Here is a 12761-nt window from a genome sequence, read left to right as displayed (position 1 = left end):
ACAGACTCTTCTGGTCGCGGAAGAGTCCTCAAAACCGCCGCGAGGCGGTTCATTCAACCAAGGTAGTAAACGCAAATGGCAACCACACATGAAATCAAGGTTCAGCGCCGCGAGGTCGAGGGTAAGGGTGCGAGCCGCCGCCTCCGTCGCGACGGCCTGATCCCCGCCATCGTCTACGGTGGCGAACTGAAGCCGGTCAACATCGAGCTCAACCACAACGAAGTCTGGCTCGCCAGCCAGAACGACTGGTTCTATTCGTCGATCCTGAGCCTGAGCCTGAACGGCGACATCCAGAAGGTGCTGCTGCGCGATATGCAGCGCCACCCGTTCAAGCAGCTGATCATGCACATCGACTTCCAGCGCGTGAACGACAACGAGGCGCTGCACGCTTCGGTGCCGCTGCACTTCCTCAACGAGGACACCTCGCCGGCCGGCAAGTCGGCCGAAGTGGTCGTCACCCACGAGCTGAACGAGATTCAGGTCGTGTGCCTGCCGAAGGACCTGCCGGAGTTCGTCGAAGTCGACCTGTCCGCGCTGTCCGTCGGCGACGTGATCCACCTGTCCGACCTGAAGCTGCCGGCCGGCGTCGAGCTGCCCGAGCTGAAGCTGGGCAAGGAGCACGACGTGGCGGTGGTCATCGCCAAGCACGGCCAGATCGAGGCCGAGCCGGAAGCGACCGAGGCTCCGGCCGCGGCCGAGCCGGCGAAGAAGGACGGCAAGTAATCGCCTGCGCAGCGCCCGGGCCATCGGGTCCGGGCGCTGCGGCGATGCTGCGGCATGACTGGTCTGCGTCTGATCGTCGGTCTGGGCAATCCCGGAGCCGAACACGCGAACACCCGGCACAACGCCGGGTTTCGTTTTGTCGAACACTTGGCCGAGCGGGCCGGCGCGCGCTGGAGCGTGGACGCCAAGCTGTTCGGCGAAACCGCCAAGGTCGATGTGGCCGGGCAGGCGCTGTGGCTGCTGAAGCCGGCCACCTTCATGAATCTCAGCGGCAAGTCGGTGACCGCCGCGTTGCGCTACTGGAAGATCGAACCGGCGCAGGCGCTACTGGCGCACGACGAACTGGATCTGGCGCCGGGCACGGCGCGGCTCAAGTTCGACGGCGGCCATGGCGGGCAGAACGGCTTGCGCGACACCATCCGCCTGCTCGGGCATGCCGGCTTCCATCGGCTGCGCATCGGCATCGGCCATCCCGGCCACAAGGACAAGGTCGTCCCCTGGGTGCTGGGGCGTGCGAGCAAGGACGACCAGATCCTGATCGACCGCGCCATCGACGACGCCATCGCGGTGCTGCCGCTGGCGGTGCAGGGCGATTTCAACGAGGCGATGAAGCGGTTGCATACGCAGGGGAAATAGGGAATGGGGAATGGGGAATGGAAAGGCGGCTATGCTTTTCCGATTCCCTATTCCCGATTCTCCATTCCCGGATTACAAACATGGGCATCAAATGCGGCATCGTCGGCCTGCCCAACGTCGGCAAGTCGACTCTGTTCAATGCGCTGACCAAGGCGGGCATCGCTGCGGCCAACTTCCCGTTCTGCACCATCGAGCCCAACGTCGGCGTGGTGCCGGTGCCGGATCCGCGGCTGGGCGAGCTGGCCAAGATCATCAATCCGCAGAAGGTCGTGCCGACCGCGGTCGAGTTCGTCGACATCGCCGGCCTGGTCGCCGGCGCGGCCAGCGGCGAGGGTCTGGGCAACAAGTTCCTGGCGCACATCCGCGAGGTCGATGCGATCACCCACGTGGTGCGTTGCTTCGAGAACGCCGACGTCATCCACGTCAACAACAAGGTCGATCCGATCTCGGACATCGAGACCATCGATACCGAGCTGGCCCTGGCCGATCTGGACAGCGTCGAGAAGGCGTTGAACCGCGCCGAGCGCAGCGCCAAGGGCGGCGACAAGGACGCGGCCGCGCGGAAGCCGGTCCTGGCCAAGCTGCAGGCCGCGCTGGCCGACGGCAAGGCCGGGCGCAGCGCGGGCCTGGACGAGGAGGAGAAGGCGCTGGTGCGCGACCTGTTCCTGCTCACGCTCAAGCCGGTGATGTACATCGCCAACGTGCTCGAGGACGGCTTCGAGAACAACCCGCACCTGGACGCGGTGCGCGCGCGCGCCGCCACCGAGGGCGCCGAGGTGGTGCCGGTGTCGGCGGCGATCGAGGAAGAGCTGTCGCAGCTGGACGACGCCGACCGCGACACCTTCCTGGCCGACCTGGGCCTGGCCGAGCCGGGCTTGAACCGGGTGATCCGCGCGGCGTATTCGCTGCTCGGGCTGCAGACCTATTTCACCGCCGGCGTCAAGGAAGTGCGCGCGTGGACGGTGAAGGCCGGGTCGACCGCGCCGCAGGCCGCCGCGGTGATCCACACCGATTTCGAGAAGGGCTTCATCCGCGCCGAAACCATCGCCTACGACGACTTCATCAAGTACAAGGGCGAAGCCGGCGCGCGCGAGGCCGGGCGGCTGCGCCTGGAGGGCAAGGAATACCGCGTGCAGGAAGGCGACGTGCTGCATTTCCGCTTCAACGTCTGACCCGCATGCGCGCGTTCGCGCCGTGCCACGGGCGCGGCGCGCGCGGTGCGCGTTTCCTGCGACATCGCGTCAAAATACTGTTGACAAGGCAGGGATGTCAGGGAAGAATAGCGGGCTGTTTCACCCCGGACTGATTTCGGCCTTGCGGCCTGGTCGGGACGGGTAGCTGGAGGGATACCCAAGCGGCCAACGGGGGCAGACTGTAAATCTGCTGGCTTACGCCTTCGGTGGTTCGAATCCACCTCCCTCCACCAGTTTTTTTGTTGTGGCAGTGCGGCATCCCGTAGCGGGAGTAGTTCAACGGTAGAACCTCAGCCTTCCAAGCTGATGGTGCGGGTTCGATTCCCGTCTCCCGCTCCATTGAACGCGCTTGTGTCACAATAGAACTACGCTCACGTAGCTCAGTCGGTAGAGCACCTCCTTGGTAAGGAGGAGGTCGAAGGTTCGATTCCTTTCGTGAGCACCATATTCAGTCTCCAAATCTTTCTACGATCACCGAGAAGAAGCAGCCATGGCCAAGGGTAAGTTCGAGCGCACCAAGCCGCACGTCAACGTCGGCACCATCGGTCACGTCGACCACGGCAAGACCACGCTGACCGCGGCGCTGACCAAGATCGGCGCAGAGCGCTTCGGCGGCGAGTTCAAGGCGTACGACGCGATCGACGCGGCGCCGGAAGAGAAGGCGCGCGGCATCACGATCTCGACCGCGCACGTGGAGTACGAATCCCCGAACCGTCACTACGCGCACGTCGATTGCCCGGGTCACGCGGACTACGTCAAGAACATGATCACCGGTGCGGCGCAGATGGACGGCGCGATCCTGGTGTGCTCGGCCGCTGACGGCCCGATGCCGCAGACCCGCGAGCACATCCTGCTGTCGCGCCAGGTCGGCGTGCCGCACATCGTGGTGTTCCTGAACAAGGCCGACATGGTCGACGACGCCGAGCTGCTCGAGCTGGTCGAGATGGAAGTGCGCGAGCTGCTGAGCAAGTACGACTTCCCGGGCGACGACACCCCGATCATCCACGGTTCGGCGCGTCTGGCGCTGGAAGGCGACCAGAGCGAGATCGGCGTGCCGTCGATCCTGAAGCTGGTGGAAGCGCTGGATTCGTTCATCCCGGAGCCGCAGCGCGACGTGGACAAGCCGTTCCTGATGCCGGTGGAAGACGTGTTCTCGATCTCGGGCCGCGGCACCGTGGTGACCGGCCGTATCGAGCGCGGCGTGATCAAGGTGGGCGACGAAATCGAAATCGTCGGCATCCGCGCCACGCAGAAGACCACGGTCACCGGCGTGGAAATGTTCCGCAAGCTGCTGGACCAGGGCCAGGCGGGCGACAACGCCGGTCTGCTGCTGCGCGGCACCAAGCGTGACGACGTGGAGCGCGGCCAGGTGCTGTGCAAGCCGGGTTCGATCAAGCCGCACACCGAGTTCGAGGCCGAAGTCTACGTGCTGTCGAAGGACGAAGGCGGCCGTCACACCCCGTTCTTCAAGGGTTACCGTCCGCAGTTCTACTTCCGCACCACCGACATCACCGGCGCTTGCGAGCTGCCGGAAGGCGTGGAGATGGTGATGCCGGGCGACAACGTGAAGATGGTGGTCACGCTGATCAACCCGGTGGCGATGGACGAAGGTCTGCGTTTCGCGATCCGCGAAGGTGGCCGCACCGTCGGCGCCGGCGTGGTGGCCAAGATCATCAAGTAATGCCCGCTGCGGCGACTTCGGTCGCCGCAGTTTGACGATGTGCAGGCGGCTTCGGCCGTCGGGTTCAGCGAAGGGCGGGCCGGAACCTTCGGTCCGCCTTCGCCGTCTAAGGGAAGTGCAGTCGTTCTTACTACACGCCAGTAGCTCAATTGGCAGAGCAGCGGTCTCCAAAACCGCAGGTTGGGGGTTCGAGTCCCTCCTGGCGTGCCAATCTGCCGCACCCTATCCAGTGACCTTGGTCGCATAGCCGCAAGAGTCGGATGAACAGCAAGATCGAGCATTCCAAAGGCACCGCCGCTTCCTCCGGTGGCGATATCGTCAAGTACGTCATCGCTGCCTTGCTGGTGGTTGCGGGCCTGTTTGTCTGGTTCTGGTTCGGCGAGCCGAGTCGTGCGACGCAGCTGGGTAGCTGGTCCGGGCCGCTGCGTGGCCTGGCGGTCATCGTTGGCCTGGTCGCGGCCGCCGCGGTGTTCCTGCTGACCGCCAAGGGGCGCGAGTCCCGCGAGTTCGTCTCCGAGTCCCGGTTCGAGCTGCGCAAGGTGGTCTGGCCGACCCGTCAGGAAGCGATCCGCACCACCTGGGTCGTGATCGTGGTGGTGATCATTCTGAGTCTGCTGTTGGGCGGGTTCGATTTCCTGATCCAGAAGCTGATGCAGTGGTTCGTGAGTCGTTGAGGAGAGTGCAGCAGTGAAGCGTTGGTATGTCGTTCACGCCTATTCAGGCTTCGAGAAGTCCGTGGCCCAAGCGCTGCGCGACCGCATTGTGCGTGACGAGATGCAGGAGCGCTTCGGTGACGTGCTGGTGCCGACCGAGGAAGTGATCGAAATGCGCTCCGGCCAGAAGCGCCGTTCCGAGCGCAAGTTCTTCCCGGGCTACGTGCTGGTGCAGATCGAGACCCACGAAGAGGCCGGCATCCCGCGCATCGACAACGAAAGCTGGCACCTGGTCAAGGAAACCCCGAAGGTGATGGGGTTCATCGGCGGCACCGCCGATCGTCCGCTGCCGATCCGCGACGAAGAAGCCGATGCGATCCTGCAGCGCGTTCAGGATGGCGTGGAGAAGCCGCGTCCGAAGGTGCTGTTCGAGCCGGGCCAGATGGTCCGCGTCACCGATGGTCCGTTCAACGATTTCAACGGCGTGGTCGAGGAAGTCAACTACGAGAAGAGCCGCCTGCGCGTCGCGGTGCTGATCTTCGGCCGGTCCACCCCGGTGGAGCTGGAATTCGGCCAGGTCGAGAAGGCCTGAGCCCCGCGCCGGCGCAGCTGCGCCGGACGCCAAAATCTCTGCTATACTGCGCGGCTCGCTGTCCAGGCTCGCCGCCTGGCAGGACCGGAAGCCGCCGCAAGGCGGCTTTCTGCGCACTCCAAACGTGATGGCGGGACACGTGATTTTCCCGTCGCGATGGGGAGCCTGCAAGTTGGGCGCTAGCACCCGGAGACCACTGAAATGGCAAAGAAAGTAGTCGGTTACATCAAGCTGCAGGTGAAGGCCGGTCAGGCCAATCCCTCGCCGCCGGTCGGTCCTGCGCTGGGTCAGCGCGGCCTGAACATCATGGAATTCTGCAAGGCGTTCAATGCCGCAACGCAGAAGCTGGAGCCGGGCCTGCCCACTCCGGTCATCATCACGGCCTATTCGGACCGTACCTTCACCTTCATCACCAAGAGCACCCCTGCGAGCGTGCTGTTGAAGAAGGCTGCAGGCGTCACCTCCGGTTCCAAGCGCCCGAACACCGAAAAGGTGGGCAAGGTCACCCGCAAGCAGCTCGAAGAGATCGCCAAGGCGAAGGAAGCCGACCTGACTGCAGCCGAGCTGGAAGCGGCGGTGCGTACGATTGCGGGTTCCGCCCGCAGCATGGGCCTGACGGTGGAGGGTTAAGCGATGGCACAGACCAAGCGACAGAAAGCAATCCGTGCTGCCGTGCAGCCGGGCAAGGCGTATTCGATCGACGAAGCGCTGAAGATCATCAAGTCCACCAGCAAGGCCAAGTTCGTCGAAGCCGTCGACGTGGCCGTGCGCCTGGGCGTGGATGCCAAGAAGTCCGACCAGCAGGTGCGCGGTTCCACCGTGCTGCCGGCCGGTACCGGCAAGAGCGTGCGCGTGGCGGTGTTCGCCCCGGCCGGCGCCAAGGCTGACGAAGCCCTGGCCGCTGGCGCCGAAGCCGTCGGCATGGACGACCTGGCCGAGAAGATGCAGGCCGGCGACCTGAACTACGACGTGGTCATCGCCACCCCGGACGCGATGCGCGTCGTCGGCAAGTTGGGCACGCTGCTGGGCCCGCGCGGCCTGATGCCGAACCCGAAGGTCGGCACCGTGTCGGCCAATCCGGCCGAAGCGGTGAAGAACGCCAAGTCGGGTCAGGTGCGCTATCGCACCGACAAGGCCGGCATCATCCACTGCACCATCGGCAAGGCCAGCTTCGAAGACGATGCGCTGAAGAACAATCTGCAGGCGCTGTTGATGGACCTGGTCAAGGCCAAGCCGGCTACGTCCAAGGGCACCTACCTGCAGAAGATCTCGGTGAGCTCGACCATGGGTCCGGGCGTCACCGTCGATCAGGCTTCGCTGTCCCTGAAGTAATCGCGAGACGGTGGCGCTCCGCGAGGCGCGCCGCCGGTTCCACCCTTTTGAAGGCGTCGCCGAGGGGCAACCCGGAGCGAAGCCGTCAAAGACCGCAGGCGCGGTCGGCGCATACCGACGACGGGCACGGAAGCTCGATATGGCAAGGAGTCGCCGTCGGTACAGCGGGATCGCTTAATCCAGTCCCCTCGGGGACGCGCCGGCGTAGATGGTGCCGCCTTTCTGGAGTTTTTCTGGTTCAGGCCAGTTCGGGATTTCCCGAGCGCGCTCACTCCAGGTCTGGAACGGCCACCAACTGGGATGCCATTCGGCGTCCCCGGCATCCAGGATGGAGGCCGCCCAGGACCGCAAGCGGCAGGAGCCGCGAGCGGAGTATGTTTGAAGCAGGGATTCGGGATTCGGGATTGGAGAGTGGCAAGAGCGCATCACGGCTCCTGCGACTCTCGAACCATCGGCCTGGAGCCCAGCTTTAACGGAGGAGTGCAATGGCTCTCAATCTGTCCCAGAAGCAAGAAGTCGTCGCCGAACTGGCAGACGTTGCCGCGAAGGCTCACTCCTTGGTTGCTGCCGAGTACGCCGGCATCACGGTCGCCCAGCTGACCGCGATGCGCAAGAAGGCGCGCGAAACCGGTGTGTACTTGCGTGTTGTCAAGAACACCCTGGCCGCGCGTGCCGTTGCCGGTACCGAATACGAGTGCGTCCAGGACGCGCTGGTCGGTCCGCTGCTGTATGCGTTCTCGACGGAAGAACCCGGCGCTGCCGGTCGTCTGATCAAGGAATTCGCCAAGGGTAACGACAAGCTGCAGACCAAGGTCGTGTCGATGGGTGGCCAGCTGTATCCGGCCGCTCACCTCGAGGTGTTGGCATCGCTGCCGACCCGCGAGCAGGCGCTGGCCATGCTGGCACGCGTCCTCGCCGAGCCGGCGAGCATGTTTGCACGCGCGGTCAAGGCAGTGGGCGACAAGCTCGGTGGTGGCGAAGAAGCCCCCGCCGCAGCGGAAGAAGCCCCGGCCGAAACGGCTTAAGTTCGCGACACCTGAAACGGTTCACTAGAACCTCATCCAGAAAAAAATTCCAAAGGTAATCACAATGTCCCTGTCTAACGAACAGATCGTCGACGCAATCGCCGAAAAGACCCTCATGGAAGTGATGGAGCTGGTCAAGGCCATCGAAGAGAAGTTTGGCGTTTCCGCCGCCGCCCCGGTCGCCGCTGCCGGCCCGGCCGCTGCTGCCGCCCCGGTCGAAGAGCAGACCGAGTTCAACGTCATCCTGAAGGCTGTCGGCGAGAAGAAGGTCGAAGTCATTAAGGCCGTCCGCGCCATCACCGGCCTGGGCCTGAAGGAAGCGAAGGACCTCGTCGAAGGTGCTCCGCAGACCGTCAAGGAAGCCGTGTCGAAGGAAGATTCCGAGAAGTTCAAGAAGGATCTCGAGGCCGCCGGCGCGACCGTCGAAATCAAGTAATCGGCATCTTGCATCGCCAGCGTGTCAGGTGATGCATCGAAGGCTGGGGACGCAAGTCCCCGGCCTTTGGCCGTTGTTGCAAAGCCGGGATTAGAGATTCGGCATTGGAGATTCGGTGGCGGGCGAGTGGCCCATCCCGAATCCCGTCATCCCCAATCTCGGCCTTACCGAGTTGGTAGTTGGAAGTAGCAAGAGAAGGCGTGCTGGTGCCGGCAATACCAGCGACTTCCAACTGACAATTTATGTTCACTCAGGGTCGCGGACGCGCGGCCCGCACAGCCAAGGTGATACCTCATGACGTCTTATTCGTTCACCGAAAAGAAGCGTATCCGCAAGGATTTCGGCAAGCAGCGCTCGATCCTCGAAGTGCCGTTCCTGCTGGCGATCCAGGTGGATTCCTACCGCGAATTCCTGCAGGAAAACACCGAGCCGAACAAGCGTTCGGACCACGGCCTGCACGCGGCCCTGAAATCGGTGTTCCCGATCTCCAGCTACAGCGGCAACGCGGCCCTGGAGTACGTCGGCTACAAGCTGGGCGACCCGGTGTTCGACGAGCGTGAATGCCGCCAGCGCGGCATGAGCTACGGCGCCCCGCTGCGCGTGACCGTGCGCCTGGTGATCTACGACCGCGAGTCCTCGACCAAGGCCATCAAGTACGTGAAGGAGCAGGAGGTCTACCTCGGCGAGATCCCGCTGATGACCGACAACGGCACCTTCATCGTCAACGGCACCGAGCGCGTCATCGTCTCGCAGCTGCACCGTTCGCCGGGCGTGTTCTTCGACCACGACCGCGGCAAGACCCACAGCTCGGGCAAGCTGCTGTACAGCGCCCGCATCATCCCGTACCGCGGTTCCTGGCTGGACTTCGAGTTCGACCCGAAGGACGCGCTGTTCACCCGTATCGACCGCCGCCGCAAGCTGCCGGTGTCGATCCTGCTGCGCGCGCTCGGCTACTCGAACGAAGAGATGCTGGCCGAGTTCTTCGAGATCAACACCTTCCACATCGACCCCAAGGAAGGCGTGCAGCTGGAGCTGGTGCCCGAGCGCCTGCGCGGCGAGACGCTGAACTTCGACCTGGCCGATGGCGACAAGGTCATCGTCGAGGCCGGCAAGCGCATCACCGCGCGCCACGTCAAGCAGCTGGAAGCCGCCGGCGTCGCCGCGCTGGCCGTGCCCGACGAGTACCTGGTCGGCCGCATCCTGTCGCACGACGTGGTCGATGCCTCCACCGGCGAACTGCTGGCCAGCGCCAACGACGAGATCAGCGAAGATCAGCTGACCGCGTTCCGCAAGGCCGGCGTCGATGCCGTGGGCACGCTGTGGGTCAACGATCTGGATCGTGGTCCGTACCTGTCCAACACCCTGCGCATCGATCCGACCAAGACCCAGCTGGAAGCGCTGGTCGAGATCTACCGCATGATGCGTCCCGGCGAGCCGCCGACCAAGGACGCCGCGCAGAACCTGTTCCACAACCTGTTCTTCACCTTCGAGCGCTACGACCTGTCCACGGTCGGCCGCATGAAGTTCAACCGCCGTGTCGGCCGCAAGGAAGTCACCGGCGAGTCGGTGCTGTACGACAAGAAGTACTTCGGCGAGCGCAACGACGAAGAGTCCAAGCGCCTGGTCGCCGAGCATGCCGACAGCTCCGACATCCTGGAAGTGATCAAGGTCCTGACCGAGATCCGCAACGGCCGCGGCGTGGTCGACGACATCGATCACCTGGGCAACCGTCGCGTGCGTTCGGTCGGCGAAATGGCCGAGAACGTGTTCCGCGTCGGCCTGGTCCGCGTCGAGCGCGCGGTCAAGGAGCGCCTGTCGATGGCCGAGTCCGAAGGCCTGACCCCGCAGGAGCTGATCAACGCCAAGCCGGTGGCCGCCGCGATCAAGGAGTTCTTCGGCTCCTCGCAGCTGTCGCAGTTCATGGACCAGAACAACCCGCTGTCGGAAGTGACGCACAAGCGCCGCGTTTCCGCGCTGGGCCCGGGCGGCCTGACCCGCGAGCGCGCCGGCTTCGAAGTGCGCGACGTGCATCCGACCCACTACGGCCGCGTCTGCACCATCGAAACGCCGGAAGGCCCGAACATCGGCCTGATCAACTCGCTGGCGGTGTATGCCCGCACCAACCAGTACGGCTTCCTGGAGACGCCGTACCGGAAGGTCGTGGACGGCCAGATCACCGACGACGTCGAGTACCTGTCGGCGATCGAAGAGAACGAGTACGTGATCGCGCAGGCCAACGCGCTGCACGATTCCAAGAGCCGCCTGACCGAGCAGTTCGTGCCGTGCCGTTACCAGGGCGAGTCGCTGCTGAAGCCGCCGGCCGAAGTGCACTTCATGGACGTGTCGCCGATGCAGACCGTGTCCATCGCGGCGGCGCTGGTGCCGTTCCTGGAGCACGATGACGCCAACCGCGCACTGATGGGCGCGAACATGCAGCGCCAGGCCGTGCCGACGCTGCGTGCGCAGAAGCCGCTGGTCGGTACCGGCATCGAGCGCGCCGTGGCGCGCGACTCGGGCGTGACCGTGAACGCCCGCCGTGGCGGCGTGATCGAGCAGATCGACGCCGGCCGCATCGTGGTCAAGGTCAACGAGGAAGAGATCGGCGGCGGCACCGATGCCGGCGTCGACATCTACAACCTGATCAAGTACACGCGTTCCAACCAGAACACCTGCATCAACCAGCGTCCGCTGGTCAATGTGGGCGACGTGATCGCGCGCGGCGACGTGCTGGCCGACGGCCCCTCGACCGACATCGGCGAGCTGGCCCTGGGCCAGAACATGCTGATCGCGTTCATGCCGTGGAACGGCTACAACTTCGAAGACTCCATCCTGCTCTCCGAGCGCGTGGTGGAAGAGGATCGCTACACCACGATCCACATCGAAGAGCTGACCTGCGTGGCGCGCGACACCAAGCTGGGGCCGGAGGAAATCTCCGCCGACATCCCGAACGTGTCCGAGCAGGCGCTGAACCGCCTGGACGAGTCGGGCGTGGTGTACATCGGCGCCGAAGTGCGTGCCGGCGACATCATGGTCGGCAAGGTCACGCCGAAGGGCGAGAGCCAGCTGACCCCGGAAGAGAAGCTGCTGCGCGCGATCTTCGGCGAGAAGGCCTCGGACGTGAAGGACAGTTCGCTGCGCGTGCCGCCGGGCATGGACGGCACCGTCATCGACGTGCAGGTGTTCACCCGCGACGGCATCGAGAAGGACAAGCGCGCCCGCCAGATCGAGGAAAACGAGATCAAGCGGGTCAAGAAGGACTTCGACGACCAGTTCCGCATCCTGGAAAGCGCGATCTATGCTCGTCTGCGCACCCAGCTGATCGGCAAGGTCGCCAACGGCGGCCCGAACCTGAAGAAGGGCGACACCGTCACCGACGCGTACCTGGACGGGCTGAAGAAGTCTGACTGGTTCGCGCTGCGGATGAAGGACGAGGAGCCGTCGGACGCGATCGAGCGTGCGCAGAAGCAGATCCAGGCGCACGAGAAGGAATTCGAGCGTCGCTTCGCCGACAAGCGCGGCAAGATCACCGCCGGCGACGACCTCGCCCCGGGCGTGCTGAAGATGGTCAAGGTGTTCCTGGCGGTGAAGCGCCGCATCCAGCCCGGCGACAAGATGGCCGGTCGCCACGGCAACAAGGGTGTCGTGTCGATGATCCAGCCGATCGAGGACATGCCGTACATGGCCAACGGCGAGACCGTGGACATCGTGCTGAACCCGCTCGGCGTGCCGTCGCGCATGAACATCGGCCAGGTGCTGGAAGTGCATCTGGGCTGGGCCGCCAAGGGCCTGGGTCGCAAGATCCAGAACATGCTCGAGGCCCAGGCCAAGGTCGCCGACCTGCGCAAGTTCCTGACCCAGATCTACAACCACGACCAGAAGCTGGGCGAGGACCGCGTGGACCTGGATCAGTTCAGCGACGCCGAGCTGCTGGCCCTGTCGAAGAACCTGACCGACGGCGTGCCGATGGCCACCCCGGTGTTCGACGGCGCCACCGAAGCGGAGATCAAGCACATGCTCGAACTCGCCGACCTGCCGATCAGCGGCCAGACCCAGCTGTACGACGGCCGCACCGGCGAGGCGTTCGATCGCCACACCACGGTCGGCTACATGCACATGCTGAAGCTGAACCACCTGGTCGACGACAAGATGCACGCGCGCTCCACCGGTCCGTACTCGCTCGTCACCCAGCAGCCGCTGGGCGGCAAGGCGCAGTTCGGCGGCCAGCGCTTCGGCGAAATGGAAGTCTGGGCGCTGGAAGCCTACGGCGCGGCCTACACCCTGCAGGAAATGCTGACGGTGAAGTCCGACGACGTGCAGGGCCGCAACCAGATGTACAAGAACATCGTCGACGGCGAGCACGAGATGGTCGCGGGCATGCCGGAATCCTTCAACGTCCTGGTGAAGGAAATCCGCTCGCTGGCCATCAACATGGAACTGGAAGACTGATCGCGCAGGCGCGGATGCCCAACGGCATCCGCGCCGCCGCAGCG

At 64.6% G+C, this 12761-nt stretch carries 11 protein-coding genes and 4 tRNA genes; all 15 read left to right on the top strand.

The genetic code is table 11. From position 1 onward, the window contains the following. Positions 1 to 75 precede the first annotated feature (75 nt). Positions 76 to 723: a 50S ribosomal protein L25/general stress protein Ctc gene (locus tag AB8810_RS18545; protein WP_179568113.1), complete on the top strand. Its 648-nt coding sequence runs from the start codon at positions 76 to 78 to the stop codon at positions 721 to 723. Between the two features lie 54 nt (positions 724 to 777). After that, on the top strand, positions 778 to 1359 hold the full coding sequence (gene pth, locus AB8810_RS18540) for an aminoacyl-tRNA hydrolase (protein WP_191826826.1): 582 nt from the start codon (positions 778 to 780) through the stop codon (positions 1357 to 1359). An 80-nt stretch (positions 1360 to 1439) separates the two neighbouring features. Beyond that, entirely contained in the window at positions 1440 to 2531 is a 1092-nt protein-coding gene (gene ychF / locus AB8810_RS18535) for a redox-regulated ATPase YchF (RefSeq protein ID WP_369914478.1), read from the top strand. Between the two features lie 168 nt (positions 2532 to 2699). After that, a tRNA-Tyr gene (locus tag AB8810_RS18530) sits at positions 2700 to 2785 on the top strand. A gap of 32 nt (positions 2786 to 2817) precedes the next feature. Further along, positions 2818 to 2891: transfer RNA gene (locus AB8810_RS18525), tRNA-Gly, on the top strand. A 30-nt stretch (positions 2892 to 2921) separates the two neighbouring features. Next, positions 2922 to 2997, top strand: a tRNA-Thr gene (locus AB8810_RS18520). A gap of 45 nt (positions 2998 to 3042) precedes the next feature. Further along, the gene (tuf, locus tag AB8810_RS18515) at positions 3043 to 4233 is read left to right on the top strand and encodes an elongation factor Tu (RefSeq protein ID WP_228319180.1); all 1191 of its coding nucleotides are present in this window, start codon (positions 3043 to 3045) and stop codon (positions 4231 to 4233) included. 134 nt (positions 4234 to 4367) lie between these two features. After that, a tRNA-Trp gene (locus AB8810_RS18510) sits at positions 4368 to 4443 on the top strand. 50 nt (positions 4444 to 4493) lie between these two features. Next, positions 4494 to 4907, top strand: coding sequence for a preprotein translocase subunit SecE (secE, locus tag AB8810_RS18505; protein WP_179571233.1), 414 nt, complete (start codon positions 4494 to 4496; stop codon positions 4905 to 4907). 13 nt (positions 4908 to 4920) lie between these two features. Then, on the top strand, positions 4921 to 5478 hold the full coding sequence (gene nusG / locus AB8810_RS18500; RefSeq protein WP_179571232.1) for a transcription termination/antitermination protein NusG: 558 nt from the start codon (positions 4921 to 4923) through the stop codon (positions 5476 to 5478). Between the two features lie 201 nt (positions 5479 to 5679). Further along, on the top strand, positions 5680 to 6108 hold the full coding sequence (gene rplK, locus AB8810_RS18495) for a 50S ribosomal protein L11 (protein ID WP_145699993.1): 429 nt from the start codon (positions 5680 to 5682) through the stop codon (positions 6106 to 6108). A 3-nt stretch (positions 6109 to 6111) separates the two neighbouring features. Beyond that, positions 6112 to 6810 (top strand): 50S ribosomal protein L1, encoded by a 699-nt coding sequence (rplA, locus tag AB8810_RS18490; RefSeq protein ID WP_179571231.1) that lies wholly within the window; start codon positions 6112 to 6114, stop codon positions 6808 to 6810. A gap of 485 nt (positions 6811 to 7295) precedes the next feature. Then, on the top strand, positions 7296 to 7835 hold the full coding sequence (gene rplJ, locus AB8810_RS18485) for a 50S ribosomal protein L10 (RefSeq protein WP_064537966.1): 540 nt from the start codon (positions 7296 to 7298) through the stop codon (positions 7833 to 7835). A 64-nt stretch (positions 7836 to 7899) separates the two neighbouring features. Beyond that, positions 7900 to 8271: a 50S ribosomal protein L7/L12 gene (gene rplL, locus AB8810_RS18480; RefSeq protein WP_003469142.1), complete on the top strand. Its 372-nt coding sequence runs from the start codon at positions 7900 to 7902 to the stop codon at positions 8269 to 8271. Between the two features lie 294 nt (positions 8272 to 8565). Beyond that, a complete protein-coding gene (gene rpoB / locus AB8810_RS18475) occupies positions 8566 to 12717 on the top strand; it encodes a DNA-directed RNA polymerase subunit beta (RefSeq protein ID WP_369914475.1) in 4152 nt (1383 codons plus the stop codon). Positions 12718 to 12761: the final 44 nt, after the last annotated feature.

It is taken from the genome of Xanthomonas sp. NCPPB 3005 (assembly GCF_041228095.2).
Taxonomy (GTDB): domain Bacteria; phylum Pseudomonadota; class Gammaproteobacteria; order Xanthomonadales; family Xanthomonadaceae; genus Xanthomonas_A; species Xanthomonas_A bonasiae.
The sequence above is the reverse complement of the archived record's forward strand: the minus strand, read 5'-3'. Positions and strand labels throughout refer to the sequence as shown.

What these genes read in the sequence shown, in the direction of transcription:
- AB8810_RS18545 (WP_179568113.1), top strand. Translation starts at nt 76, where the DNA reads ATGGCAACCACACATGAAATCAAGGTTCAGCGCCGCGAGGTCGAGGGT.
- pth (WP_191826826.1), top strand. Translation starts at nt 778, where the DNA reads ATGACTGGTCTGCGTCTGATCGTCGGTCTGGGCAATCCCGGAGCCGAA.
- ychF (WP_369914478.1), top strand. Translation starts at nt 1,440, where the DNA reads ATGGGCATCAAATGCGGCATCGTCGGCCTGCCCAACGTCGGCAAGTCG.
- tuf (WP_228319180.1), top strand. Translation starts at nt 3,043, where the DNA reads ATGGCCAAGGGTAAGTTCGAGCGCACCAAGCCGCACGTCAACGTCGGC.
- secE (WP_179571233.1), top strand. Translation starts at nt 4,494, where the DNA reads ATGAACAGCAAGATCGAGCATTCCAAAGGCACCGCCGCTTCCTCCGGT.
- rplK (WP_145699993.1), top strand. Translation starts at nt 5,680, where the DNA reads ATGGCAAAGAAAGTAGTCGGTTACATCAAGCTGCAGGTGAAGGCCGGT.
- rplA (WP_179571231.1), top strand. Translation starts at nt 6,112, where the DNA reads ATGGCACAGACCAAGCGACAGAAAGCAATCCGTGCTGCCGTGCAGCCG.
- rplJ (WP_064537966.1), top strand. Translation starts at nt 7,296, where the DNA reads ATGGCTCTCAATCTGTCCCAGAAGCAAGAAGTCGTCGCCGAACTGGCA.
- rplL (WP_003469142.1), top strand. Translation starts at nt 7,900, where the DNA reads ATGTCCCTGTCTAACGAACAGATCGTCGACGCAATCGCCGAAAAGACC.
- rpoB (WP_369914475.1), top strand. Translation starts at nt 8,566, where the DNA reads ATGACGTCTTATTCGTTCACCGAAAAGAAGCGTATCCGCAAGGATTTC.